Consider the following 25,896-nt stretch of genomic DNA (forward strand, 5'->3'; position numbering starts at 1 on the left):
TATTTAGGATGGGGCACTTGTATAAAAAAGGCCGGAGTATTTCCGGCCTTTTGCATATCATCTAATTGCTTAGCGCATGGTAACGAACTCTTCGCTACCGGTCGGGTGAATGGCAACCACGGAGTCGAAGTCTGCTTTGGTTGCGCCCATTTTCATGGCAACGCCAAAGCCTTGAATCATTTCATCGACTGCAAAACCGATGCCGTGTAGGCCAACGACTTTCTCGTCATCACCCGCGCAGACAAGTTTCATCTTGCATGGTTGACGGTGTTGGGTCACTGCGGTGTACATCGCGGTAAAGCCCGATGTGTAAACTTTAACGTTGTCTTCGCCGTATTTCGCGATTGCTTCCGGCTCGGTCAAACCGATAGTGCCGATTGGCGGGTGGCTAAAGACCACCGTTGGTACCAAGTCGTAATCCATTTTGGCGTTTGTCTGGTTGTTAAACAAACGCTCAGAAAGTTGACGACCAGCTTTCACCGCCACTGGCGTTAACTCAATACCGCCTTCCATGATATCGCCGACACAGTAAATGCCTTCAACATTGGTTTGCTGGTATTCATCCACTTTGATGTAACCGTAATCGTTGGTGGCAACGCCAGTCGCAGCCAGATTAATCGCATCGGTTGCCGGATGACGGCCAATTGCCCAGATTAGGGTATCGACGTTTTGCGAGTGACCATTTTCAAAGTGCAGAGTTAAGCTGCCATCGGCTTCTTTAACCACTTCTTTTGGCACGGAGTTGGTGTGCAGTTTTGGACCTTCGGCCTCCATCACTTCAACTAGTGTGTCAATGACCATAGGGTCAAAGCTGCGCAGTGGTGACTCTTTACGAACAAACAGATGCGTTTCGGTACCTAGTGCGTTCAATACGCCGGCAATTTCAACCGCAATGTAACCTGCGCCGACAACAGCAACGCGTTTTGGCTGCTCGTTGAGGTCAAAGAAACCGTTTGAGTCGATGCCGTATTCCGCGCCAGGAATGTTTGGAATGGTTGGACGACCACCCACGGCGATTAGAATATGGTCAGCCGTGTAGTGCTCACCGTTCACTTCTACGGTTTTTACATCGCCATCATCTCCTGCAACAAAGCGTGCAAAGCCACGAATGACTTCTACTTTGTTGTTACCCAGAACGCGGTCGTACGATTGGTGAATGCGGCCAATGTAAGCTTGGCGACTCTCAACCATTTTGGCCCAGTCAAAGCCTTTTACTTCGACATCAAAGCCGTAATCTGGGGCATATAAGTTCATGGCTTCAGCGACTTGCGCGCCGTGCCACATGACTTTCTTCGGTACACAACCAACGTTGACGCAAGTACCGCCAAGATCTTTCGCTTCAATAAGCGCGACTTTGGCGCCGTACATCGCCGCGCGGTTTGCTGAGGCAATACCGCCGCTACCGCCACCGATACAGATATAGTCGAAATGAGTCGCCATTACTTTCTCCATTTATTTGAGGCCAAAGACAAATTGTTGAGTCGCTGATGTTGGCCCACTGAATATTATTTCTAAGTGATTAAAATGATATGGAGGCAGATCTGTTGAACTCAATCTGCCTCGGTGAATTTTTGCTGCATTACTCTGGAACCACCCATTCCACTTTGAAATGACCAGTCGCCGGGGCAATCGCCTGTTTAAGGAAAGGCAGCACAGTCTGCATTTGGCTTTCCAACTTCCAAGGCGGGTTGATGACTATCATACCGGAAGCGGTCATGCCGCGCTCGGTCGTATCCGGTGAAACACCCAGCTCAATTTGTAAAATTTTGCGAATGCCCAAGCCTTGTAAACCTTCCAGCATGTCTTCGATATCGCAGCGATTCACCACCGGGTACCAAATCGCGTAGATACCGGTTGCCCAGCGTTTATGGCTTTGGGCGATGGCGGTAACCACATCGCGATATTCGCGCGCCAGCTCATATGGCGGATCAATCAATACCAGGCCTCGACGCTCTTTTGGCGGCAAGCTGGCTTTTAAGCGCGAGAAGCCATCCTCTTTAAAGATTTTGACTTGGCGATCGCGGTGAAACTCTTGCTCTAGCAATGGAAAATCACTGGGATGCAGCTCGGTCAGCACCATACGATCTTGCTCACGGATCTGAGCGCGAGCGACGCGTGGTGAGCCCGGATAGTAACGAAGTGTGTCACCGTTATTGAGTTGAGCTACCGCATCAAGATAGCTTTGTACTTCCGCTGGAATGTCGGCCTGTTGCCAGATGCGCGCGATACCTTGTTTGTACTCTCCGGTTTTTTCTGACCATTCGTGAGTCAGGTCGTAGCGTCCGACACCAGAATGGGTATCGTGGTATACGAAAGGCGTCTCTTTTTGCTTTAACGCATCAAGAATCAAACTCTGCACTATATGTTTAACCACATCAGCGTGGTTACCAGCATGGAAGCTGTGGCGATAACTTAACAAAACGAACTCTCAAAAATGGGCCTGTGGCGCAATTACTATCAGTCAATGCGGCAAATTATACGCCACTATTGAAAATTGCTGAACCTACCTATATTTACTAATTAATATCCGCAATGATTGATAAGTGATTTAAGCCTTCATCACTTTCGTTAACAAAAGGAATTCTCTATGTCGAACCCTCTGCTTAGCATCACGGATTTACCTGCGTTTTCGCAGATAAAACCAGAGCACGTCAAGCCAGCTGTGGAGCAAGCGATCAGCGACTGTCGCAGCAAAATCGAGCAAGTTCTTGAAGCCAATGATGCGCCCACTTGGGAAAACTTAGTGGCACCGATTGAAGAAGTCGACGATCACTTAAGTCGCTTGTGGTCTCCTGTGAGCCATTTAAATTCGGTGATGAACAGTGAAGAGCTGCGCGAAGCCTATGAAAGCTGCCTTCCTTTGTTATCGGAATACGGCACTTGGGTTGGTCAGCATAAAGGCTTGTTTGAAGCCTATAAAGCCATTAAAGCCAGTGACGAATTTGCCGGTTTAACCCGCGCTCAGCAAAAAACCATCACCGATTCACTGCGTGACTTCGAGCTATCGGGTATCGGCTTGCCAAAAGATCAACAAACGCGCTATGGCGAAATCAGCAAACGCATGTCTGAGCTGGGCTCGCAATTTTCTAATAATGTGCTTGATGCGACTATGGGTTGGACCAAGCACATTGCCGATCAAGCAGAGCTTACAGGTATGCCTGAATCTGCGCTAGCGGCGGCTCAAGCGGCGGCAGAAGCCAAAGAGCTTGACGGTTACTTGCTGACTCTGGATATTCCGTCGTATCTGCCAGTCATGACCTACTGTGATAACCAAGCGCTGCGCGCCGAGCTTTACGAAGCTTACGTGACTCGCGCCTCTGACCGCGGACCAAATGCTGGTAAGTGGGACAACACCGATATCATTAACGAGCAGTTGAAACTGCGCCATGAAATCGCACGTATGTTGGGTTTTAGCAGTTTTAGTGAAAAGTCACTGGCAACCAAAATGGCGGAAACGCCCGCTCAGGTGCTGGGCTTTTTAAATGATTTAGCGGCCAAAGCGAAACCGCAAGGTGAAAAAGAAGTGGAAGAGCTGCGCCAATTTGCCAAAGCAGAATTTGGCGTTGACGAGCTCAACCCTTGGGACATCGCTTATTACAGTGAAAAACAAAAGCAGCATCTGTTTGAAATTTCTGACGAAGAGCTGCGCCCTTACTTTCCTGAGCAAAAAGTGGTGAATGGCTTGTTTGAAGTCCTTAACCGCGTGTTTGGCATGAAAGTCGTGGAACGCGAAGGCGTAGATACCTGGCATCCGTCAGTGCGCTTCTTTGATATTTTCGATAGCCAAGACAAGCTGCGCGGCAGTTTCTATCTCGACCTTTACGCTCGTGAACACAAGCGTGGCGGTGCGTGGATGGACGAATGTCGAGTACGCCGCATCAATGCGCAAGGTGAACTGCAAACCCCGGTGGCGTATCTAACCTGTAACTTCAACAAGCCGGTTGGTGATAAGCCAGCGCTGTTTACTCACGATGAAGTGGTTACTCTGTTCCACGAAACTGGCCACGGCATTCACCATATGCTGACTCAAGTCGAGACCGGCGCGGTATCGGGAATTAACGGTGTGCCTTGGGACGCGGTGGAATTACCAAGTCAGTTCCTTGAGAACTGGTGCTGGGAAGAACAAGCACTGGCGTTTATCTCAGGCCATTACCAAACTGGTGAACCATTGCCAAAAGCGATGCTAGATAAAATGTTGGCGGCGAAAAACTTCCAGTCGGCGATGTTTATTCTGCGCCAATTGGAGTTTGGTCTGTTTGATTTTACTCTCCACACCGAATACGACCCAGAAGTGGGCGCGCGAGTGCTGGAAACTCTTGCTCAAGTCAAAGCCAAAGTGGCGGTATTACCAAGCTTAGAGTGGACCCGCTTCTCACACAGCTTTAGCCACATCTTTGCTGGTGGATACAGTGCTGGTTACTACAGCTACTTATGGGCTGAAGTGTTGTCTTCAGATGCGTTTTCACGCTTTGAAGAAGAAGGCATTTTTAACCAGCAAACTGGTCAAAGCTTCCTGCACAATATTCTCGAAATGGGCGGCAGTGAAGAGCCAATGGAATTGTTCAAGCGCTTCCGTGGCCGTGAGCCGGAAATCGATGCGCTGCTTCGTCATGCTGGGATCGCCGCTTAATTGGCTCAATCCTGCTAGCTAGTCAATTACTAATAAACTTAAGCGTTAAAGCCCTCCGTTTGGAGGGCTTTTTTTATGTGTGAAATTGGCGTCACTCAGCGCTGCTTAATTGCTCGCAACCTGTTATCTGTACAGCGATTTAGGCTTTTGGTTACCTATGATCTATTTACTGTAAAAGCTGTACAGCAAAAAAGTGTGTCGCAATTCGATACGGCGCAGTCCAATGACCGAATTTGTCGCTTAAGGGGGAAGTCATTGCAAATGGTTAGCACAAGCCTTATGTACAGCTGATGATGTCAGTGCTTAGCTTTAAAATGAAGATTATTGCTTAACTTATTGATTTTACTTTGTTTATGTCTTTTTTGGTTGCTATGTTCTAAATGCTATAACAAGTGCTTAAAGAGTGGCTGTACAGCGATTTTAGTAAAAGGAACATGGTAGGCTAAAAGCCTATTAACCTGCTAGGCAATGAGGGGTGTACAGCTTTTTTAAGGGAAGGGTTGCTATGTTCTATTTGCTGCTTTAGCTGTACAGCTCATAGCGAGTCAAAAATTAGCCATGAGATTGAAACTTATCGTAGACCTAATCCAATCGTGGTTATTGGCATCTAAACCAAGTTGGCCTTTGTTAATTCTAAAGTTTATTTTGCTGTTTTTGCAACCACTTGAGTAAAAAGTGTCGTATGAGTGGCATTTTTGCTTGGCCTCCTCAAATTGCGGCGGATTTTGAAGCTGGAGTATCGGGATTTTTACTCGCGCAGCTTTAATCTGGTGAATCGCTCGCTGCAATGTATAGATAAACAACTGAATAATAAAAGATTAATTTTCATCCATTTTTTCTTGGCTTTGCTCTGAACACAGCCAAGTGTTTAGGTTATAATCGCTGTCTATGTATAAATAACCAGTAGCCTGACATGATCGATCCTTCCTTACTTCTCGATGGTCTTAACGACAAACAACGCCAAGCGGTCGCGGCGCCGCTTGAGAACTTACTTGTACTTGCCGGTGCGGGGAGTGGTAAAACGCGCGTGTTGGTTCACCGTATCGCTTGGCTGATGTCGGTTGAGCAGGCTTCGCCGTTTTCGATTATGTCGGTCACCTTTACCAATAAAGCCGCGGCTGAGATGCGTGGGCGTATTGAAGAGCTGATGATGGGCAGTGCTTCTGGAATGTGGAACGGGACTTTCCACGGTATTTGTCACCGTATTTTGCGCGCCCATTACTTGGATGCCAAGCTGCCAGAAGATTTTCAGATCATCGACAGCGACGACCAGCAACGCTTGCTGCGCCGTTTGATCAAAGCGCAGAATCTGGATGAAAAACAGTGGCCTGCTCGCCAAGCGGCGTGGTGGATCAACGGTAAGAAAGATGAAGGCTTACGTCCGCAGCACATCGATGCTTACCACGATCCGATCACCAAAACCTATTTGCAGCTTTATCGTGCTTATCAAGAGGCGTGTGATCGCGCCGGGTTGGTCGATTTTGCGGAAATTTTGCTGCGTGCCCATGAATTACTGCGCGATAAAAAACACATTCGCGAACATTATCAGGCGCGTTTCCAACACATTCTGGTCGACGAATTCCAAGATACCAACAACATTCAATATGCTTGGCTGCGTATGATGGCGGGGCCAAATAGCCATGTAATGATCGTCGGTGACGATGACCAATCGATTTATGGCTGGCGCGGCGCCAAAGTAGAAAACATTGAGAAATTCACTCAAGAGTTTCCAAGCGTCAACACTATTCGTCTTGAGCAAAACTACCGTTCGACCAAAACCATTTTGGATGCATCGAACGCTTTGATTGCCAATAACACCGAACGTATGGGCAAAGAGCTGTGGACCGATGGCAGTGAAGGCGAATTGATTTCGGTGTATTCGGCGTACAACGAATTGGATGAAGCGCGTTTTACGGTCAGTAAAATCAAAGAGTGGCAAGATAAAGGCGGCGTGCTCAATGATTGCGCCATGTTGTATCGCAACAACGCCCAGTCGCGGGTGCTGGAAGAAGCCTTGATTCAAGCTGGCTTGCCGTATCGTATTTATGGAGGTATGCGCTTCTTCGAACGTCAGGAAATTCGTGATGCGCTCAGCTATATGCGGTTGATGTCGAACCGAAACGACGACGCGGCATTTGAACGTATCGTTAACACGCCAACTCGCGGTATGGGCGATAAAACATTGGAGACCATTCGTTTTGCCGCTCGAGAACGTGGCTGCACTATGTGGGATGCCAGTATTGCTCTGCTCAGCGAACAAGTGCTCACCGGGCGGGCCGCAGGCGCGCTCAGTCGCTTTGTCGAACTGATCAATGCCCTTGAAGACGATACATTAGAATTACCGCTGCATGAGCAAACCAATCACGTGATTCACTCATCTGGCTTGTACACCATGTACGAGCAAGAAAAGGGTGAGAAATCCAAAGCGCGCATTGAGAACTTGGAAGAGCTGGTCACCGCGACCCGTCAGTTTGAAAAACCGGAAGAAGCGGAAGAGATGTCGTTGCTGACTGCATTTTTAACCCATGCTGCGCTAGAAGCGGGTGAAGGGCAAGCGGATGAGTTTGACGATGCGGTGCAACTGATGACGCTGCACAGCGCGAAAGGTTTGGAGTTTCCGCTGGTGTTTATGGTCGGTGTCGAAGAGGGCATGTTCCCAAGCCAAATGTCAGCAGAAGAAGCTGGGCGTTTGGAAGAAGAGCGCCGCCTTTGTTATGTTGGCATGACGCGAGCGATGGAAAAACTCTACATCACTTACGCAGAAATGCGCCGTTTGTACGGACAAGACAAATACCATAAGCCGTCACGTTTTATTCGCGAATTGCCAGAAGCGTGTTTGGATGAAGTACGTATGAAAGCGCAAGTGAGCCGACCGGCCAGCAGTGGTCGCTTTAGTCAAAGTGTGGTGAAAGAGACTTTCAATGAAACGGGCTTTAGCCTTGGCTCACGCGTGAAGCATCCTAAGTTTGGCGAGGGAACCATCATTAACTTTGAAGGTAGCGGTCCGCAGAGCCGTGTTCAGGTTGCGTTTAATGGTGAAGGTATCAAATGGCTGGTGACCGCTTACGCCAAACTGGAACAGCTTTAACTCGCTGATATCAATATGAAAGGAGTGCTTCGGCGCTCTTTTTTTTCGCTAGATGCCGATGAGGTCGGGCTTGGGAGAGCAATTCGATTCGGTATCCATGTGCCATGAAGAGATAAAGAAAAACCCCGAGGGCTTGCGCCCATCGGGGTTATAGTCTTACTTGCAGCAATCCGGCTACTATAGGTGCTCCCTGCATCTATTCCTTGATAAGTGTGCTGAAATCCGTCAGCTTAGTCCTTTCATCGCCTTCCTAGCGGTGTCCTTGACCTATCCTGGTCCACTAACTATCCCAGTTAGCTCTCATCACTTAATCCCTGAGCGGTGTCCTTTACATCATCCTGATGTTGAGTCCTTGCCTCGTCCAGAGGTGTCCATTTCACTTCCTGTTTAGTAACCATCCTAGTTACTATTGCGTCCGTTCAATGTCCAGTTTGCTATCCATGCCGATCATTCTTCCTGAATAACCGAATCTTCGTCCTGAAGATAACCAATCCGTGGTGATTTCCTGTTCCTTGCCAGCATCCTACCGACGAATTTGATATTACGGCATTCTGAGTTTTCAGCAATGGTAAGAAATGGATTACATGAGTTTTTATTTGAGTGATCTTTGTTCATGTTTTTATGAATCAATATGTTACGTAATGCTAAGTGTTATTTTCTGCGTAAAAAAGCGATATTTACTCACCCCTGTGTGAGAGATCTCGCACACGGAGGTGAGCAGATCATCCATATACCCCCTAAGGGTTACTGACCAATTGCCACCCCCTCTCGGCGTGGATCTGCGGCGCCTTCCAAACCTTGTGATGTAATACGAATTGCGTGCAGTCCAGAATTGAGATCTCGCACGTTAACTTTGAAGCCCATTTTGACAAGTGGCGCTTCAAGCTGCTCGGCATTGGTGCCTTGCTCAATGTCCATATCACCAAAACGGTTGAGAACATGTGGCATGTTCAGAGCTTGTTGAATATCCATTCCCCATTGGGTATGCGCGATAATGGCTTGCGCAACATAACCTATGATGCGACTGCCGCCCGGAGAGCCAATCGCTAGGTACGGTTGATCGTCTTTCATCACGATGGTCGGTGCCATCGAAGAGCGTGGTCGTTTGCCCGGTTCAATTCGGTTGGCAATTGGTACGCCCTTATTGTGGGTGCGGAATGAAAAGTCGGTCAGTTCGTTGTTGAGCAAAAAGCCGCGCACCATCAAACGTGATCCAAATTGGTTTTCAATGGTGGTGGTGATCGAGACCACATTGCCATCGCGATCAACGATATTAAAATGGCTGGTGCAGGGAAGTTCAATGGATTCATCGGCGCTCTGTTTAAGCGCATGATTCCATGGTGGATTGCCGGGTTTTACGTCTTTCAGCGCTTGGCCGACTTTGATCAACCGAGCGCGATCCGCCAGATAACCTTCGTCAAGTAAGCCTTGAGTTGGCATCGGGACAAAATCTTCATCAGCCATGTACTGGCCGCGATCGGCAAAGGCTAACCTTGATGCGTCGCCAATCACTTGCCAAGAGCGCGCATCTTTCGGCCCCCATTTGTTAAGTTCATAGGGCTCGGTTAACGCCAGAATCTGACCAACAGTCAAGCCGCCGGAGCTTGGCGGCCCCATGCCGCAAACGTCATAGCTTTGATAGCTAGAACACACCACAGGTCTCTGTTTAACCTCGTAGTTATCCATATCGCGCTGAGCCAATACGCCCGGATTACCTTGGGCATTTTGCACGGTATCGATAATGTCTTTGCTAATCTCGCCTTGATAAAAAGCGTCTGCACCTTGCTTGGCGATCGCCGTTAAGGTTTGGGCATATTGCGGATTTTTCAGTAGCGCACCGGCTTGCAAGGGTTGACCATCTTTATCGAAGAAGTAGTGGAGAGTGCCAGGATAGCGACGTAAACGTTCGCCATCTTCAGCAATCAAACTGGCGAGGCGCGGACTGACGATAAAGCCCTGTTCGGCGGCTTGAATCGCAGGCTCGAGCAAGCGTGCCCAAGCTAGTTTTCCGTATTTCTGGTGCGTTTCCCACATCAGTTTGACGGTGCCGGGCGTGCCGACTGAGCGTCCACCGACTACGGCATCGTAGAATGACAGCGGCTCGCCATCGTCATTTTGGAACAGCGTGGGTGTGACGGCCATCGGCGCGGTTTCGCGGCCATCAAAGGTGGTGAGATCTTGGTTTTTGGCATCCCAATAAACCATAAACGCGCCACCACCGATCCCCGATGATTGCGGTTCAACTAAGCCGAGCATAAATTGCACCGCGACCATAGCGTCAATGGCGTTACCGCCTTGTTTGAGAATATTGGCACCAGCGCGAGCTGCTATAGGGTTGGCGGCGGTCACCATCCAATGCTTGGCTTTGGTTAAGGTTTTATGTTCTAGGCCGCTGCTTTGCTCCGGCGCAACGCTATCGGTGACTTGATCTGCCCAAGTGAAAGGGCTTAAGAGCATCAAGCTTGAAGTGAGCATCAGCTTGCGTTTCCACTGCATATCGTTCTCCTTGTGTTTAAGACAAGTGATGGAAAGTTTGCTTAGCCAATGACTTAGCTGAGTAAAAGCAAACTTTTTCGAGACTGACAGTGGAGTGGCGCTGAGTCTAGCGTTTTGCCAATTAATTACGCTGATGAATCACACTTGAAGCATTGGTTAAGGTGAGGTAAATGCCTGAATCGCCTGCCAAACAATCATCACACCGACACCAGTAAAGACCAGTCCACATAAGCCGTCGATATATAGCGTAGCGGATTGCAGCTTAGTTTGAAGGCGCTCGGTTGATAAAGCCCAAGCTAAAAATGAAAACCACAGCAGTGACAAGCCAAACAATATCGCAATGGTTAAGGTCTTCACGGCAACTGGCATATCTGCCGGCACTAAGCTCGACATCAAACTGATAAAGAACACCAGCGCTTTAGGGTTGAGAATATTGGTGGCAAAACCGCGTGAAAACGCTTGGCGGCGGCTAGAGAGCAATTGATTTTTCGCTGCGCTAGGCGTGTATGGCGCATCACTTTTCGCCAGGCGCCACACGGCGTTGAGTGCGCCAAGGCCGAGATAGAGTAGATAGCCACCGCCAATCAACTGCATCAGAGCAAACAGCAGCGGGTGTTGGTGAACGATCAACGACACGCCGGTGATGCTAAGCACTGAGTGCAGCAAAATGCCGCATGATAAGCCAAACGCAATGGCAAGCCCGGTATTGCGCCCGTAACGGGTCGCATTTTGCACCACGAGCGCGAAGTCGGGACCGGGGCTCATTAAGGCAATAAAGTGAATGGTCGCAATAGTAATGACAGGTGTTAGGTCGTACATACTTTCTCAAACAGACAAACAACAAGGGTGCTTAGTATCGAACAATCGGGTTGCGAACGATTGTAAATTTCTCGCACTGGTTTTGTCTGGGGTTAATCGGTTAAACGCGGCGAGTTAACGGCGCTGGAGTTGGGATGGTGAGATACCATAGCAGCTTTTGAACGCTTTACTAAAGTGCGCTTGGTCATAGAAACCCACTGCATGAGCAACATCGGTGCCGTATTGACCTGCTTTGAGCAATTTAAAGCTCTGTTCCATGCGCAGTCTTGCTAGCCAAGCATGCGGGCTAATGTGCATGGTGGCTTTAAAATGGCGTTGAAATTGGGTCAAACTCAAATCACACAATTTCGCCAGTTCGGGTAAACGTATCGCTTGGTCGAGATTGGCAAGTAGGTACTCTTTTAGGGTCGTAATTGAACGGCTACCAAGCGCATAATTTGGCTTGCGAATCCGAGATCCAAAGCGATCAAAAAGCGTGTTAAGTCCTTCAAATGGTAGGCAATCTTTCGCTAATGCGCTTAAATTATCAGCCGCCAACAATTGGTGCAGGTTAACCAGTTGTGAAAATAGCTGCGGATCCGAGACGATCAGGCGTTTAAAGTCGATTATTTCGCCATTTTGCTTAAGATCGGCCAGATCACTGAGCCAGTGAGGTTCGATCGAAAACACCCGTACTTGATAGCCACGATCAAGCGCTGCTCGGCCATCGTGCAGTTCATCGGGTGGCATTAAAATCATTTCACCGGGCCCAACGCGATGTTGGCGGCCTTGAAACTGAAAAGTTTGCTCACCTCGGATCATCAAGCCGATATGAAAATCCAAATGATAATGACGGGAAAACGCAAACGCCTGATAGTCCGCTTCAATCAGGTGCAGAGCTTGGTGAGCCGTGGCGTAATAGTTGACCTTGTCGTGTGGCATAAATAAAAAAAGCTTGGTTAGTTTCTAACCAAGCTTATCCAGTTCCTATCGGGAAGTCTTGTAAAAATCGATCACGTCACTGCGCTGCTAACGCTATCGCGGCGATCATTTTATTGGGCTTAGCGCGGCGGCGGCACGTTTTGATTTGCGATTATTGTGGTAAGCATCGGCGCTAAAAATCACCAACGCGCCCCAGATAAAGGCAAACGTCAGGGCTTTATCCATGCTAAAGGTTTCGCCATAGACCAAGACTGCCAGCACGAACATAAAACTTGGCCCGATATATTGAAAGAACCCCAAAGTTGACAACTTGAGCCGCGTGGCCGCGCCAGTAAAACACAGTAATGGCAGGGTAGTGACAATACCGGCAGCAACCAAAAGCACATTTAAGCTTAGGATATTGGTCGTCATATCTGAGGTTGGCGTGTCGGCTATCCACAATAGATACACCGCTGCAACCGGTAACAACACTAAGGTTTCGACAAACAAACCAGTTTGCGCATCCAAGTTGACTTTTTTACGTAGCAATCCATACAGGGCAAATGTCATCGCTAGCGCAAACGCAACAATCGGCACACTGCCAAACGCCAGCAATTGCACCAGTACGCCACAGGCGGCGAGAAACACCGCGACCCATTGCATTTTTCGTAGCCGTTCCCCCAAGAACAACATGCCAAACACTACGTTAATCAATGGGTTGATATAGTAACCCAAGCTGGCATCCAGCATATGATTAGCGTTGATCGCCCAGATGAAGATCAGCCAGTTAGCGCCGATAAGCAGCGAGGTGACCAGCATGTAGGCGAGTTTGGTTTTACTGCGAAAGACCTCAACGAAGCTGCGCCAGCGTTTACCAGTGTGAATCAAAACGGCTAAAAAGACGAATGACCACACAATGCGGTGACCGAGAATTTCCAATGCGGGAACATGAGCGATGGCTTTAAAATAGATCGGTGCGATGCCCCACATGGTGTACGCGGCGAGAGCCAGCAATACCCCTTGTTTGGCTTGGAGTTGTTGGTCGGTTGACATCAGAAATCTCTGTCATTAGAAAGTTGAGCGGGGGCTTATTATACGAGCGCTAAAAGTATTCACCTAATAATTTGCAGTTTTATTCACCAGCAAACCCCACTACAATGTGCGGCTCAATCGAAATTATCGTTTCGACCTAAATTACCGCTTGTTTGAGATATTGCATGACCTCCACTCTGTTAGCCCAGCAACCCGAATCCGAACTTACGCCGCAAAGCGTGTTAGAAACCGTATTTGGTTATCAGGCGTTTCGTGAAGGTCAAAAAGCCGTGATTGAAGCGGCGGTCGAAGGCAAAGACTCATTGGTGATTATGCCAACCGGTGGCGGTAAGTCGCTGTGTTATCAGATTCCAGCCTTGGTGCGTTCTGGCCTAACGTTAGTGATTTCGCCTCTGATTTCATTGATGAAAGACCAAGTCGACCAACTTAAAGCCAATGGCGTGGCGGCAGAATGCATTAACTCGACGATTGCGCGAGACGACCTCATTACCATTTATAACCGCATTCATAGTGGCGCGGTGAAATTGGTGTATGTCTCGCCAGAGCGGGTTCTAATGCGCGATTTTATTGAGCGTCTTAGCCAACTGCCACTATCAATGATTGCCGTCGATGAAGCGCACTGTATTTCGCAGTGGGGACACGATTTTCGCCCGGAATACGCTTCACTAGGCCAACTCAAACAGCATTTCCCCCATGTGCCCGTGATGGCGTTAACCGCGACCGCCGACGATGCGACGCGTAATGACATCATGCACCGTTTGCAGCTCAGCGAACCGGATATCCATCTTGGCAGCTTTGACCGACCGAATATCCGTTATACATTGGTAGAAAAGCACAAACCGGTATCGCAGATCATTCGTTTTCTCGGCACTCAAAAAGGCCAGTGCGGCATCATCTATTGCGGCAGCCGTAAAAAAGTCGAAATGCTGACCGAAAAGCTGTGTAACAACCATATTCGCGCCGCCAGTTATCACGCCGGTCTAGACATGGATGAGCGATCTTATGTGCAAGAAGCGTTTCAGCGCGATGATATTCAAATCGTGGTGGCGACAGTGGCGTTTGGCATGGGGATTAACAAACCCAACGTGCGTTTTGTGGTGCATTTCGATATTCCGCGCAACATTGAATCTTACTACCAAGAAACTGGCCGAGCCGGGCGTGATGGCTTGCCTGCTGAAGCGATGATGCTGTATGACCCAGCGGACATTGGTTGGCTCAAACGTATGTTGGATGAAAAGCCAGAAGGGCCGCAGAAACAGGTCGAAAGCCACAAGCTCAATGCCATGAGTGCGTTTGCCGAAGCGCAAACCTGTCGTCGCCAAGTGCTGCTTAACTACTTTGGAGAGTATCGCCACGAACCTTGCGGAAACTGTGATATTTGCTTGGATCCGCCTAAGCATTTTGATGCTACTCAAGAGGCGCAAAAAGCGCTGTCGTGTGTCTATCGCGTCAATCAAAGTTTCGGTATTGGCTATGTGGTGGAAGTACTGCGCGGAATGCAGAACATTCGAATTCGTGAGCAGGGCCATGACAAGCTTTCAACCTATGGTATTGGTCGCGATCACAGCCACGATTACTGGGTGAGTATTTTCCGCCAGTTGATTCACAAAGGGTTGCTGTTTCAAAACATTACGCGCAATTCGACCTTACAGCTGACCGAAGAGGCGCGCCCGCTACTGCGCGGTGATATGAGCATTGAGTTGGCGGTACCGCGTTTAGATACCGCAGCCCGCGCCGCCAAATCCGATAAACTGTCGAATAAACACTACGATAAACAGCTATTTGCCAAATTGCGTAAACTGCGTAAGTCGATTGCCGACGAAGAGGGCATTCCTCCTTATGTGGTGTTCAGTGACGCGACCTTGATCGATATGGCTGAGATTTTGCCGATGTCTTACGGCGAAATGCTGGCGGTCAACGGCGTTGGCCAGCGTAAATTAGAAAAATACGCCGATGCGTTTTTAGATTTAATTCAGGAACATGTGACTCACTATGGCTAATTCTAGCGGCGCAGATTTCTCGCTCAATCATTATGACGCTGTGCACGGACGGTTGGTGATCAATGCGCCGAGCTTTGATTACGATTCATTTCCCAAGCTTGGCGAGTATTTGCTAAGCAGATTGTCGGCGCAAGCGGTCGATAAACAAACCGATGCTGATATTCACTCTTGGTTGATTGATTTTGAAGGCTGCCAGTTAATGCTCAAAGCGGAGCATTACAGCGAAGCTGTTTGGTTTGAAGCATTGGCGGTTGGTGAAGCGGTTGAAGAACTGGCGTTTTTGGCCCAGTTGTTTACTCAAGGATTCAATTAATCACGCGGAATGTTGCGTTTAAACGTTTGCTTAATATTTCGCCTCTTGCGGCTTGAGTGGGTTTCGGTATAATCGCCAGCCGCTCGAATCGTGGATTCGAAATTTTTCGTGGTTAGTGGCTGATATCAATACAGCTTCTGACTTTATACATTGTTGGTAAGGGCTGTTCCAAATACATGGAATAGGCTCGATTTGGGTTCCCTCGCCCCCAAACCAAACTAAAAAGGTATCGCATGAATAACTTTACTCCTGCGCAGCAGCGCAAAGCCCTTAACTATCTGGTTTTGTTCCATTTAGTCATTATTGCTTCAAGTAACTACCTGGTTCAAATTCCATTTACCCTGTTTGGTTTACACACCACTTGGGGCGCGTTTACTTTCCCATTTATCTTTCTCGCCACCGACCTCACCGTACGTATTTTTGGCGCGCCTTTGGCTCGTAAAATCATTTTCTTGGTGATGATTCCAGCGCTGTTGGTGTCGTATGCGTTATCGGTATTGTTTTATGAAGGTGCGTATCAAGGGTTTGCTCAGTTAGGTGAGTTTAATCTGTTTGTCGCACGTATCGCTCTGGCGAGCTTTATGGCTTATTTGCTAGGTCAGATTCTGGATGTTCAAGTGTTCAACCGCCTGCGTCAACTTAAGCAGTGGTGGATTGCGCCAACCTGTTCAACCTTATTTGGTAATGCGCTTGATACCATCGCGTTTTTTGCTATCGCGTTTTACCATAGCCCAGATGCGTTTATGGCCGAGCACTGGACCGAAATCGCGCTGGTGGATTACGGGGTTAAATTGATTATTAGCCTAGGGCTGTTTGTGCCTATGTATGGTGTGCTGCTCAATTACTTGGTCAAAAAGCTCACTCAGGTCAACCCAGCTTTCACCATTGCAGGCGTGGCTCAGCGTTCTTAATCGACTGAGAAATAATATTGAGATAGAAAAAAGCCGAGCTTAAGCTCGGCTTTTTTGATCCTAAGTTTCCGATATCAGCCGCTTAGGGTTAGCTACCAATCACCAGTGGCCAGCCGATGTCGCTTTGGCGGTGCACTTCAATTTCAAGCTCTGCGGCCGTTAACGGATTCGCTTGTAGCCAAGTGGTGTCGATGCTTAGTGTTAGCTGGTCACCGTTAGCGGTCAGATGAATGTCTGGCTCCAACTCTGGTGTACGGCGATGGGTTAACAGCACGGCAAGGCGCAATAAACGCAGCAAACGCTTGGCGCTGGTTCCAGAGAGAGCATGTTGCTCAGGAAGTGAGGTGAGATGCTCACGATAGCGACGTGTGAGCTCAGCTAAACAATGCTTCTGGGCGCGAGTAAAACCCGGTAAATCAAGGTGCTGTAACAAGTAAGCACTGTGTTCGCCACCTTTTTTAAAGTCGATCGTCAAACCGATTTCATGCAGTTTGGCTGCTGAGATCAGTAGGGTTTCGGCTTGTGGCTCTTCAATCCATTCACTGCCACCACAACTGGCCAGCATTTGCTGCGCGAGACGCGCAACTTGTTCGCCATACTCGTTATCTAGCTGGTAACGGGTTTGAACGCTGGCAATGGTGCGAGCGCGAATGTCATCTTGGCGCAGTTCATCGACCATTTCATACAACAGACCTTCACGCAGGGCGCCGCCAGCCAGAGTCATGGCGTCGATATTCAGTAATTCAAATATCGCGATTAGAATCGATAGGCCGCTTGGGAAAACCAGCGCACGCTCCAGCGTCAGGCCTTCAATTTCAAGTTCTTCAAGGTGATCAGCAAGCATGGCTTGCTTTTGCAGACGTTTGAGTTTGGCATGGGTGATGACTTCATCCATACCTTGCGCCAGCATGATTTCTTGCAGAGCTTGAACTGTGCCACTTGCTCCCACACATACATCCCAACCGAGTTGAGTGTACTGCTCAAGAATCGGTTGTAATGTGTCTTTAGCCGCTTGAATTGCCTGATTAAAGTTATGCGCGTTAAGCTGGCGGTCTTTAAAATGACGTTCCAGCCAAGTCACACAACCCATCTTTAGGCTGGTTAGCGCTTTGGCATCAAAGCCTTCACCGATAATCAGTTCGGTGCTAGCTCCGCCGATATCAACAACCAACCGACGGCCGATACCGCCAGAGGTATGCGCCACCCCTTTATAGATGGTGGCCGCTTCTTCTTCGCCTGAAATAACCTCGATTGGATAACCGAGAATTTGCTTGGCTTTGGTGAGAAACACCTCGACATTGGTCGCGGTTCTAAGCGTTGCAGTACCGACAATGCGAATGTTTTGCTTAGGAATGTCTTGCAGACGCTCTGCAAATAAGCTCAAGCAATCCCAACCGCGCTGCATGGCTTCTTGGCTAAGGGCATTGTTTTCATCAAGACCGGCAGCTAAACGCACTTTGCGTTTGATTTTCGCCATGGTTTGAATGCTGCCATCAATATGACGCACAACGAGCATATGGAAACTGTTCGACCCGAGGTCGATGGCAGCATAGAGCGGAGAAGATACGGCTTGGCTCATAGACGACTACGAATCCTTCTGCGGTTTACGCGGTTGGCGTGGACGACGTTGTGGCTGACGTTTGTTATTCGATGAACGAGAACCACCCGTATTGGTACGGCGCTGCTGATTGCCGCTACGGAAACGCAATGGCGCAGGAAGGTCGCGCAGCAGTGCACTTGGGTCGTAATCTGAAACTGGAATCGAGTGTTCGGTGTACTCTTCAATCGCAGTTAAGTTGATTGCATAACGCTCGCAGGCGAAGCTGATTGAGAAGCCGCTTGCGCCAGCACGACCAGTACGGCCAATACGGTGAACATAGTCTTCGCAGTCATCCGGTAAGTCGTAGTTAAATACGTGTGTTACTTGAGGTATATGCAAACCACGGGCAGCCACGTCGGTCGCGACCAGAATATCGACTTCACCTTGAGTAAATTGCTCAAGAATCTTTTCGCGTTTCTTCTGTGGTACGTCGCCAGTCAATAGGCCAACGCGATGTTGGTCGGCAGCAAGATGGCCCCAAACCAATTCACATTGGTGTTTGGTGTTGGCAAAAATGATTGCGCGATCTGGCCACTCTTCTTCAATCAGAGTTTGCAATAGCGCCATTTTGTCTTCGTTAGACGGGTAGAACAGTTCTTCGGTAATGCGATGGCCGGTTTTTTGTTCCGGTTCAACCACCACATGTTCTGGTTCATTCATATGTTCAAAAGCCAACTCTTGCACGCGGTAAGACAGCGTTGCAGAGAACAGCATGTTCAAACGATCTTTAGCTTCCGGCATACGGCGGAACAAGAAACGAATGTCTTTAATAAAGCCAAGGTCGAACATGCGGTCGGCTTCATCCAGTACCACAGCTTGAATGTTATTGAGGTTAAAAGCGTTTTGCTTATAAAAATCAATAATACGGCCCGTGGTGCCGATTAGAATGTCGACGCCTTGTTGAATTTTCGACAGCTGTTTGTCGTAGCTTTCACCACCATAAGCGAGAGCCGCTTTTAGGCCTGTTGAAGCGACAAGGGGTTCAGCATCGTTGAAAATCTGAATCGCTAACTCTCGCGTTGGTGCCATAATAATTGCACGTGGCTGAGTTGGCTTACGACCTTCATGTTCAGGCGTGACCAATAAATGATGGAAAGTAGCAGCGAGAAACGCGATGGTTTTACCAGTCCCGGTTTGGGCCTGGCCTGCAATGTCTTGGCCGGTGAGCAGAACCGGCAGCGCCTTAGCTTGAATAGGGGTACAATACTCGAACCCTTTTTTATTCAATCCTTCAATAACTTGGGCGTGTAAGTCCAAGTCGGCGAACTTTTGCTCTGTGATATGCGTCTTTTTCATTGCTATAGAATATCAGCTTAAGCTTGCAATACGAAAGTAAATACATTCCAATAGGGCATCTATTTGCTGGTTACCATTAAACCAGTTCAAAAAATGCACATTGGAGTTGAAGATGAGTGATAATATTTTGCAGCTGACCGACGATGGTTTTGACAACGACGTTATCAACGCTGCAGGCCCGGTTCTGGTTGATTTTTGGGCAGAGTGGTGTGGTCCTTGTAAGATGATCGCGCCAATTCTTGACGAAATCGCCGAAGAGTACGCTGGCAAACTCACTATCGGTAAACTGAATATCGATCAAAATGCAGGCACGCCACCAAAATTTGGTATTCGTGGTATCCCTACATTGCTGCTATTTAAAGATGGCGGTGTTGCAGCGACAAAAGTTGGTGCGCTATCAAAAACTCAACTTAAAGAGTTTCTAGACGCCAATCTTTAATGTCTCAATTGTAAAACCGTACGTTAATTAACACGTGCGGTTTTACTTTTGTCTCTTAACAAAATCTAGACTAGTCTTTCTTTTAGTGATAGTTTATCGCACGTTAAATAAACAAGAATCCTCTTCTTGGTCGATCCTGTGACCAAATCCATCTTAACTAGAAAACAGATCCTATTTTGACTAAACAAGTATCCTCCACAATGAATCTAACTGAACTGAAGAACAGACCTGTGTCTGAGCTTGTGAAACTTGGCGAAAGCTTAGGCCTTGAAAATCTGGCTCGTTTGAGAAAACAAGATATTATCTTCGCGATCCTCAAAGCTCACGCAAAGAGCGGGGAAGATATTTTTGGCGACGGGGTTCTGGAAATTCTACAAGACGGCTTTGGTTTCCTCCGCAGTGCCGACAGCTCATATTTGGCAGGTCCTGATGACATTTATGTCTCACCAAGCCAAATTCGTCGTTTTAACCTGCGCACCGGTGACTCGATTGCTGGTAAAATTCGCCCACCAAAAGACGGTGAACGTTATTTTGCCCTTCTCAAAGTCAACACGGTTAACCACGACAAACCAGACAACGCCCGCAACAAAATCCTTTTTGAAAACTTAACCCCTCTACATGCGAATGAACGTATGGTTATGGAGCGTGGTAATGGTTCAACCGAAGACATCACTGCTCGTGTTCTTGACCTTGCATCACCAATCGGTAAAGGCCAACGTGGTCTGATTGTCGCGCCGCCAAAAGCGGGTAAAACCATGCTGCTGCAAAACATTGCGCAGAGCATCGCTTACAACCACCCTGAATGTGAATTGATGGTTCTTCTTATCGACGAGCGTCCAGAAGAAGTAACCGAGATGCAGCGTCTGGTTAAAGGTGAAGTGATTGCTTCTACTTTTGATGAGCCAGCATCGCGCCACGTGCAAGTTGCGGAAATGGTGATTGAAAAAGCCAAGCGTCTAGTTGAACACAAGAAAGACGTGGTTATCCTTTTGGACTCGATCACTCGTTTGGCTCGTGCATACAACACTGTTGTTCCTTCATCAGGTAAAGTACTTACTGGTGGTGTGGATGCGAACGCACTGCATCGTCCTAAGCGCTTCTTCGGTGCGGCTCGTAACGTAGAAGAAGGTGGTAGCCTGACTATCATCGCAACAGCGCTTGTGGATACAGGCTCTAAGATGGATGAAGTTATCTACGAAGAATTTAAAGGTACAGGTAACATGGAATTGCACCTGAACCGTAAGATTGCTGAAAAACGCGTTTTCCCTGCGATTGATTTTAACCGCAGTGGTACTCGTCGCGAAGAGTTATTAACGAAAACCGACGAGCTACAAAAAATGTGGATTCTACGTAAGATTGTTCACCCAATGGGCGAAATCGATGCGATGGAATTCCTCATCGACAAATTGGCTATGACCAAAACCAACGATGAATTCTTTGACGCTATGCGTCGTCAGTGATCTCGAACGAAAGTTTGAAGCGCCACCGCCTAGCGGTGGCGTTTTTGTTTGCATTCTAGGCAAACAGTGCCCAAAATAGGTGCAATGTTACAAGGAGGTTAATATGCAACAAGGAATGTTGTCTTCGCTACTCCTGTCAATCTTGCTACTGGGTACAGGTTTACCAACTCTTCAGGCGGCGGAAATGCAGCCGCAAGAAGTCAAACAGTGGCTCAAAGACACGCAGCTACAAGATAAAGTCGCGCAATTTCTTCAATATGCCATCGAGGATGAGGTCGACACGCTTAAATTTTCTCTCGAACGTTTGGCGCTACCTCAGCAAGAGATTGCTCGTTATTTGCTACTCAAGAAAATCGACCAGCAGAGCATTTTCCTAACGCCAAAAATGGCGTTGTTTGTTGAAGAACAGCAAGCGATGGCACCTACCTATCAAGTGCTTGAGCGTGGTGACGGCTATGAGTTTTCTGTACCCGCGTTTAATTACCCTTCTATTGCCAGTCGAATTCTCAAACGCTGGCACCAAAACCAATCGAGTTTAGGTTTTAAATTGTCCGCGGAGCGGCACGATTTGGTACTCAAAGATTGGTTATCAGGTTCTGCTTACCAAGTGCAAGCTCGAGAAGCTCTGCTCATCAGTGAGGTCGACAGCCTTTCTCATAGTGCGATTACTTATCTGAATCATCAATTAACCAAAGAAGCGGTGACCAGTTGGCTGCCGTCCTCAAGTGTGATGGTTCGGCTAGCTCAAGTCAGTGAAGATCCAGAACTGTACTCGTTACTGTGGCGTATGCGAGCTGATCAAAACGTAGTTAACGAATTAGAACGTCTCGCGCGTGTTGCGGATAATTTCTCGCTCAAGCAAGTCATGCAAGCAACGGGTAACCCAAGCTTAAAGGAACCAGCACTGAAAGCGCTCACTCAAGTCAAACCGATGAGCGAAGAGGTGAAAACCTTTCTGATCGCTCGAATGTCGTTGGCCGATGATGCGCCTTATGTCGCCAAAGAGTTGGCAAGCCAAGGTTATCATTCATGGTTGGAAGAGCTTGCCAATAGTAATCAAGGTGTGAAAAGCCGCCTTATCTTAAGCGCGATAGGACAATAGCGCTTTAATGATAACCATACTCAAAAAGAGGGATCGGTTGATGGTGCTTTTTGATATACTGCCTGCAGTTTAACCAGTCAATAGAAGGCCTATGAGTTTTAAGGACTTACGCGATTTCACCGATCATCTTGAACAAAGAGGTTTGTTGAAGCGCATTTCTCATCCGGTTGATCCTCATTATGAAATGACAGAAATCAGCGACCGCACATTACGCGCGGGCGGTCCTGCTCTGTTATTTGAAAATCCAATCGGCTACGACATTCCAGTGTTAACCAATCTGTTTGGCACCACCGAACGTGTTGCCATGGGAATGGGGCGTCAAGATGTTCAAGAGCTTCGTGAAGTCGGTAAGTTGCTGGCGTATTTAAAAGAGCCTGAGCCACCGAAAGGATTTAAAGACGCCATCGATAAATTGCCTGTGTTTAAGAAAGTCTTAAACATGCCAGCTAAGCGACTTCGGCATTCTCCGTGCCAAGAGGTTGTATGGACGGGTGAGCAAGTTGATTTAGATAAAGTGCCAGTGATGAGTTGCTGGGCTGATGATGTCGCGCCACTGATGACTTGGGGATTAACAGTCACTCGAGGGCCAAATAAAAAGCGCCAAAATATCGGTATCTATCGTCAGCAAAAAATCGCTAAAAATAAAATCATTATGCGTTGGTTAGCCCATCGTGGTGGTGCTTTGGATTTGCAAGATTGGATGGAGAAATTTCCCGGCAAACCGTTTCCAGTATCTGTGGCATTTGGCGCAGACCCAGCCACTATCCTTGGTGCAGTAACACCGGTTCCCGATTCGTTATCTGAATACGCATTCGCTGGCCTGCTACGTGGTAGTAAAACCGAGGTGGTAAAATCCATCAGTAATGATTTGGAAGTGCCGGCGAGCGCAGAGATTGTGCTTGAAGGTTATATCGACCCGAATGAGTTTGCTGATGAAGGGCCTTACGGCGATCACACCGGTTACTACAACGAAAAAGAGCGCCATCGTGTGTTCACTATTACTCACATTACGATGCGTAACAAGCCGATTTATCACAGCACTTATACTGGGCGTCCGCCAGATGAGCCTGCCGTGCTAGGCGTTGCGTTAAATGAAGTGTTTGTGCCAATCTTGCAAAAGCAGTTCCCTGAAATTACTGATTTCTATTTGCCGCCGGAAGGGTGTTCGTATCGTATGGCGGTTGTGACGATGAAAAAGCAATATCCCGGTCATGCCAAACGAGTGATGATGGGATGTTGGTCTTTCTTGCGTCAGTTTATGTACACCAAGTTTGTGATTGTCTGTGATGAAAGCGTTAATGCTCGTCACTGGGATGACGTCATTCAAGCCATCACCGAGCATACCGATCCGGTTGGTGACGCTCTAATGATAGAAAATACGCCGATCGATTCTCTCGATTTTGCCTCGCCAGTTGCTGGCTTAGGCTCAAAGATGGGGATTGATGCCACCATCAAATGGGAAGCGGAAATCGCGATGAGTCCAAGTGTCAGTACAAAAGCTAACGCTAGACCAAGTGAAGATGAGATCGCGGATTTTAAACATCAAACTGCAAATATCATCGAAATCCACTTTGCGCCAAGCAGTGCGAATCAGTTTGTTATTGTTACCATGCAAAAAGCGTCTGCAGGCGAATCTAGGCAAGTTCTAGATAAACTTTGGTCGTTTCTCGCGCCTTATACTGATGTTAAGTATGTTGTACTCTGTGATGAGGATGTTAACCCATACGATTGGCATGATGTTATTTGGGCGATTACGACCCGCATGGATCCTGCTAGGGATACCGTTCAGTGTCCATCTGAAGCAGGCAACAGCTCGAAACTTGGTTTAGATGCCACCAAAAAATTTCCAGGTGAAGTTCAAAGAGAGTGGGGGACGCCAATCCATAAAGATCCAACGCTTGTGAGTAAAATCGATAGTATTTGGCATCAACTTGGTATCGAATGAGTCATCTTGTCACCATAGTGCCACAAGGCATCGAATTTGAAGTTCCACAAGGACAAACTGTATTGGAAGCGGCGCTCAACAATAACATCCGTTTTCCACACCGTTGCCAAGTTGGCGCGTGTGCAGCATGTCTATGTCGTAAAATAGAAGGCGTGGTCAGTTATCACCTTGAGCCAATGCTCACAGAGAAAGAGCAGCAACAAGGTTGGATTTTCCCCTGCCAGGCCTTCGCAGAAAGTCAATTAGTACTTACTTTTGCAGAGTAAGTAAGAGGATAACCATGACAGTTCAATGTAAAGTAAAGTCTATTCAGCCGCTTGCGAGCAATACTTATCAAATCCTTCTGCATCCAGAAACCGCACTAGATTTTAAAGCGGGTCAGTATTTGATGGTGGTTATGGGTGAGAAAGATAAACGTCCGTTCTCGATTGCCAGCAGTCCATGTCGCCATGAGGGTGAATTGGAGTTGCACATTGGGGCTGCGGAACATAACGCTTATGCGATTGAAGTTGTTGAGGCAATGAAAACCGCGCTCGAGACTCAAGGCGATATCACGATTGATGCTCCCCATGGCGAAGCTTGGCTTAAAGAGGACAGCGAGCGCTCGTTGTTGCTCATTGCTGGGGGAACAGGATTTAGCTACGTGCGGTCAATTCTCGATCATTGCATCGCGCAAAATATTCAAAACCCAATCCACCTTTACTGGGGAGCGCGTGATGAAGAACAGCTTTATGCCAAAGATGAGCTTATCCATATTGCTCAATCCCATTCACATATCGATTTTGTGCCAGTCATTGAACAAGCGAAATCAGATTGGCAAGGAAAAGTAGGTAATGTACTGGAAGCGGTAAATGAAGACTTTTCATCATTGGCGGATTTTGACATTTATATCGCAGGTCGTTTCGACATGGCGGGTGCAGCGCGCGAACAGTTCACTCAAAATAAATCAGCATTGAAAGAACGTATTTTTGGTGACGCATACGCTTTTATCTAAATAGATGAATTCCAGCTTGGTCAAAAAGAGGGCATTTCTGCCCTCTTTTTTTATGCTTTCGTACAGATATTCGGCGAACGAATGTTTTTTGAAAATTATTTAAATAAAAGGGTTGCGCGAGTTCGGAAACTCCCTATAATGCGCCCTCACTGACACGGTGGGAGTCGAAAGACAACAGCAAGTGTTTCAGAGGGTAAGACTTCTAAAAAGAAAATTTGAAAAAGTGTTTGACTCTTCAAATTAACTCGTTAGAATGCACCTCCGCTTTGAGAAACAATGTTTCGTAAAGCAAGCTCTTTAACAATATAAACCTATCAATCTGTGTGGGCACTCGTTGATGATAATCAAATTAGATTCTTCGGAATCAAATTGGTTTCAATGATACGAAGTGACCATTCGAATTGGGAAGCAGCCTTGAGCTGTTTTGTTTCACTTTTTCAAAAGTGAAAACCAATAAGAGCACAGTCAATTCAAACATTACTTTATGTAATGTTCAGTATTCATTGAGCCGAAAAAACTTTTAATTGAAGAGTTTGATCATGGCTCAGATTGAACGCTGGCGGCAGGCCTAACACATGCAAGTCGAGCGGCAGCGACATAAACAAACCTTCGGGGGCGTTTATGGGCGGCGAGCGGCGGACGGGTGAGTAATGCCTGGGAAATTGCCCTGATGTGGGGGATAACCATTGGAAACGATGGCTAATACCGCATGATAGCTTCGGCTCAAAGAGGGGGACCTTCGGGCCTCTCGCGTCAGGATATGCCCAGGTGGGATTAGCTAGTTGGTGAGGTAAGGGCTCACCAAGGCGACGATCCCTAGCTGGTCTGAGAGGATGATCAGCCACACTGG

The 25,896-nt window shown here is 47.8% G+C and carries 18 protein-coding genes, 1 rRNA gene and 2 pseudogenes; 13 read left to right on the forward strand and 8 right to left on the reverse strand.

Translation table 11 applies throughout. The features are described 5' to 3' along the window. Window positions 1-69 precede the first annotated feature (69 nt). Both gorA and BLS03_RS15520 read right to left on the reverse strand, forming a co-directional pair. Entirely contained in the window at window positions 70-1,440 is a 1,371-nt protein-coding gene (gene gorA, locus BLS03_RS15515; protein WP_176765611.1) for a glutathione-disulfide reductase, read from the reverse strand. A 139-nt stretch (window positions 1,441-1,579) separates the two neighbouring features. Beyond that, window positions 1,580-2,419, reverse strand: coding sequence for a 23S rRNA (adenine(2030)-N(6))-methyltransferase RlmJ (locus BLS03_RS15520; protein ID WP_093275880.1), 840 nt, complete (start codon window positions 2,417-2,419; stop codon window positions 1,580-1,582). Window positions 2,420-2,587: 168 nt separating this feature from the next. Between BLS03_RS15520 and prlC the strand changes: the two genes are divergently transcribed. Together prlC and uvrD are read left to right on the forward strand one after the other, a co-directional pair. Beyond that, the gene (prlC, locus tag BLS03_RS15525) at window positions 2,588-4,630 is read left to right on the forward strand and encodes an oligopeptidase A (RefSeq protein WP_093275883.1); all 2,043 of its coding nucleotides are present in this window, start codon (window positions 2,588-2,590) and stop codon (window positions 4,628-4,630) included. Between the two features lie 913 nt (window positions 4,631-5,543). Beyond that, window positions 5,544-7,718 (forward strand): DNA helicase II, encoded by a 2,175-nt coding sequence (gene uvrD / locus BLS03_RS15535; protein WP_093275887.1) that lies wholly within the window; start codon window positions 5,544-5,546, stop codon window positions 7,716-7,718. Window positions 7,719-8,462: 744 nt separating this feature from the next. On the opposite strand, the gene ggt is transcribed toward uvrD, so the two are convergent. The 4 genes from ggt to rarD all read right to left on the reverse strand — a co-directional run bounded on the left by ggt (window position 8,463) and on the right by rarD (window position 12,986). Beyond that, window positions 8,463-10,214 (reverse strand): gamma-glutamyltransferase, encoded by a 1,752-nt coding sequence (ggt, locus tag BLS03_RS15540; protein ID WP_093275889.1) that lies wholly within the window; start codon window positions 10,212-10,214, stop codon window positions 8,463-8,465. Window positions 10,215-10,370: 156 nt separating this feature from the next. Then, complete coding sequence (locus BLS03_RS15545) at window positions 10,371-11,033, reverse strand: LysE family translocator (protein ID WP_093275892.1); 663 nt, start codon at window positions 11,031-11,033, stop codon at window positions 10,371-10,373. 114 nt (window positions 11,034-11,147) lie between these two features. Continuing rightward, the gene (locus tag BLS03_RS15550) at window positions 11,148-11,954 is read right to left on the reverse strand and encodes an AraC family transcriptional regulator (RefSeq protein ID WP_093275894.1); all 807 of its coding nucleotides are present in this window, start codon (window positions 11,952-11,954) and stop codon (window positions 11,148-11,150) included. 105 nt (window positions 11,955-12,059) lie between these two features. Next, on the reverse strand, window positions 12,060-12,986 hold the full coding sequence (gene rarD, locus BLS03_RS15555; RefSeq protein ID WP_093275898.1) for an EamA family transporter RarD: 927 nt from the start codon (window positions 12,984-12,986) through the stop codon (window positions 12,060-12,062). Window positions 12,987-13,150: 164 nt separating this feature from the next. Between rarD and recQ the strand changes: the two genes are divergently transcribed. From recQ to BLS03_RS15570, 3 genes are all read left to right on the forward strand, one after another. Then, on the forward strand, window positions 13,151-14,986 hold the full coding sequence (recQ, locus tag BLS03_RS15560) for an ATP-dependent DNA helicase RecQ (protein WP_093275900.1): 1,836 nt from the start codon (window positions 13,151-13,153) through the stop codon (window positions 14,984-14,986). Then, window positions 14,979-15,299, forward strand: coding sequence for a DUF3630 family protein (locus tag BLS03_RS15565; protein WP_093275903.1), 321 nt, complete (start codon window positions 14,979-14,981; stop codon window positions 15,297-15,299). The genes recQ and BLS03_RS15565 overlap by 8 nt, the downstream gene beginning before the upstream one ends. A gap of 233 nt (window positions 15,300-15,532) precedes the next feature. Continuing rightward, window positions 15,533-16,210, forward strand: coding sequence for a 7-cyano-7-deazaguanine/7-aminomethyl-7-deazaguanine transporter (locus tag BLS03_RS15570; RefSeq protein WP_093275905.1), 678 nt, complete (start codon window positions 15,533-15,535; stop codon window positions 16,208-16,210). Window positions 16,211-16,298: 88 nt separating this feature from the next. On the opposite strand, the gene gppA is transcribed toward BLS03_RS15570, so the two are convergent. Together gppA and rhlB are read right to left on the reverse strand one after the other, a co-directional pair. After that, window positions 16,299-17,789, reverse strand: coding sequence for a guanosine-5'-triphosphate,3'-diphosphate diphosphatase (gene gppA / locus BLS03_RS15575; protein ID WP_093275907.1), 1,491 nt, complete (start codon window positions 17,787-17,789; stop codon window positions 16,299-16,301). Between the two features lie 6 nt (window positions 17,790-17,795). Continuing rightward, window positions 17,796-19,106 (reverse strand): ATP-dependent RNA helicase RhlB, encoded by a 1,311-nt coding sequence (gene rhlB / locus BLS03_RS15580; RefSeq protein ID WP_093275910.1) that lies wholly within the window; start codon window positions 19,104-19,106, stop codon window positions 17,796-17,798. 112 nt (window positions 19,107-19,218) lie between these two features. On the opposite strand from rhlB, the gene trxA reads away from it, so the two are divergent. The 8 genes and pseudogenes from trxA to BLS03_RS15615 form a co-directional block, all read left to right on the forward strand. Next, complete coding sequence (gene trxA, locus BLS03_RS15585) at window positions 19,219-19,545, forward strand: thioredoxin TrxA (protein ID WP_093275912.1); 327 nt, start codon at window positions 19,219-19,221, stop codon at window positions 19,543-19,545. A 200-nt stretch (window positions 19,546-19,745) separates the two neighbouring features. After that, the gene (gene rho, locus BLS03_RS15590) at window positions 19,746-21,005 is read left to right on the forward strand and encodes a transcription termination factor Rho (RefSeq protein ID WP_093275915.1); all 1,260 of its coding nucleotides are present in this window, start codon (window positions 19,746-19,748) and stop codon (window positions 21,003-21,005) included. 103 nt (window positions 21,006-21,108) lie between these two features. Then, window positions 21,109-22,107 (forward strand): hypothetical protein, encoded by a 999-nt coding sequence (locus BLS03_RS15595; RefSeq protein ID WP_093275918.1) that lies wholly within the window; start codon window positions 21,109-21,111, stop codon window positions 22,105-22,107. 91 nt (window positions 22,108-22,198) lie between these two features. Next, window positions 22,199-23,582 (forward strand): annotated as a pseudogene (gene ubiD, locus BLS03_RS15600) (4-hydroxy-3-polyprenylbenzoate decarboxylase); the annotation flags it as partial. 110 nt (window positions 23,583-23,692) lie between these two features. Next, a pseudogene (locus tag BLS03_RS26210) lies at window positions 23,693-24,052 on the forward strand (4-hydroxy-3-polyprenylbenzoate decarboxylase); the annotation flags it as partial. Beyond that, window positions 24,049-24,318 (forward strand): 2Fe-2S iron-sulfur cluster-binding protein, encoded by a 270-nt coding sequence (locus tag BLS03_RS15605; RefSeq protein ID WP_093275924.1) that lies wholly within the window; start codon window positions 24,049-24,051, stop codon window positions 24,316-24,318. The pseudogene BLS03_RS26210 and the gene BLS03_RS15605, both read left to right, overlap by 4 nt. A gap of 14 nt (window positions 24,319-24,332) precedes the next feature. Continuing rightward, a complete protein-coding gene (fre, locus tag BLS03_RS15610) occupies window positions 24,333-25,046 on the forward strand; it encodes an NAD(P)H-flavin reductase (protein WP_093275926.1) in 714 nt (237 codons plus the stop codon). Window positions 25,047-25,567: 521 nt separating this feature from the next. Continuing rightward, a 16S ribosomal RNA gene (locus BLS03_RS15615) occupies window positions 25,568-25,896 on the forward strand; the annotation flags it as partial.

Source organism: Vibrio xiamenensis, assembly GCF_900100015.1.
In the GTDB taxonomy this organism is placed as follows: Bacteria; Pseudomonadota; Gammaproteobacteria; order Enterobacterales; family Vibrionaceae; genus Vibrio; species Vibrio xiamenensis.

Bases quoted from the DNA above. Each gene is read 5' to 3' on its own strand.
- gorA (WP_176765611.1), bottom strand. From the start codon at position 1,440: ATGGCGACTCATTTCGACTATATCTGTATCGGTGGCGGTAGCGGCGGT.
- prlC (WP_093275883.1), top strand. From the start codon at position 2,588: ATGTCGAACCCTCTGCTTAGCATCACGGATTTACCTGCGTTTTCGCAG.
- uvrD (WP_093275887.1), top strand. From the start codon at position 5,544: ATGATCGATCCTTCCTTACTTCTCGATGGTCTTAACGACAAACAACGC.
- ggt (WP_093275889.1), bottom strand. From the start codon at position 10,214: ATGCAGTGGAAACGCAAGCTGATGCTCACTTCAAGCTTGATGCTCTTA.
- BLS03_RS15545 (WP_093275892.1), bottom strand. From the start codon at position 11,033: ATGTACGACCTAACACCTGTCATTACTATTGCGACCATTCACTTTATT.
- BLS03_RS15550 (WP_093275894.1), bottom strand. From the start codon at position 11,954: ATGCCACACGACAAGGTCAACTATTACGCCACGGCTCACCAAGCTCTG.
- rarD (WP_093275898.1), bottom strand. From the start codon at position 12,986: ATGTCAACCGACCAACAACTCCAAGCCAAACAAGGGGTATTGCTGGCT.
- recQ (WP_093275900.1), top strand. From the start codon at position 13,151: ATGACCTCCACTCTGTTAGCCCAGCAACCCGAATCCGAACTTACGCCG.
- BLS03_RS15565 (WP_093275903.1), top strand. From the start codon at position 14,979: ATGGCTAATTCTAGCGGCGCAGATTTCTCGCTCAATCATTATGACGCT.
- BLS03_RS15570 (WP_093275905.1), top strand. From the start codon at position 15,533: ATGAATAACTTTACTCCTGCGCAGCAGCGCAAAGCCCTTAACTATCTG.
- gppA (WP_093275907.1), bottom strand. From the start codon at position 17,789: ATGAGCCAAGCCGTATCTTCTCCGCTCTATGCTGCCATCGACCTCGGG.
- rhlB (WP_093275910.1), bottom strand. From the start codon at position 19,106: ATGAAAAAGACGCATATCACAGAGCAAAAGTTCGCCGACTTGGACTTA.
- trxA (WP_093275912.1), top strand. From the start codon at position 19,219: ATGAGTGATAATATTTTGCAGCTGACCGACGATGGTTTTGACAACGAC.
- rho (WP_093275915.1), top strand. From the start codon at position 19,746: ATGAATCTAACTGAACTGAAGAACAGACCTGTGTCTGAGCTTGTGAAA.
- BLS03_RS15595 (WP_093275918.1), top strand. From the start codon at position 21,109: ATGCAACAAGGAATGTTGTCTTCGCTACTCCTGTCAATCTTGCTACTG.
- BLS03_RS15605 (WP_093275924.1), top strand. From the start codon at position 24,049: ATGAGTCATCTTGTCACCATAGTGCCACAAGGCATCGAATTTGAAGTT.
- fre (WP_093275926.1), top strand. From the start codon at position 24,333: ATGACAGTTCAATGTAAAGTAAAGTCTATTCAGCCGCTTGCGAGCAAT.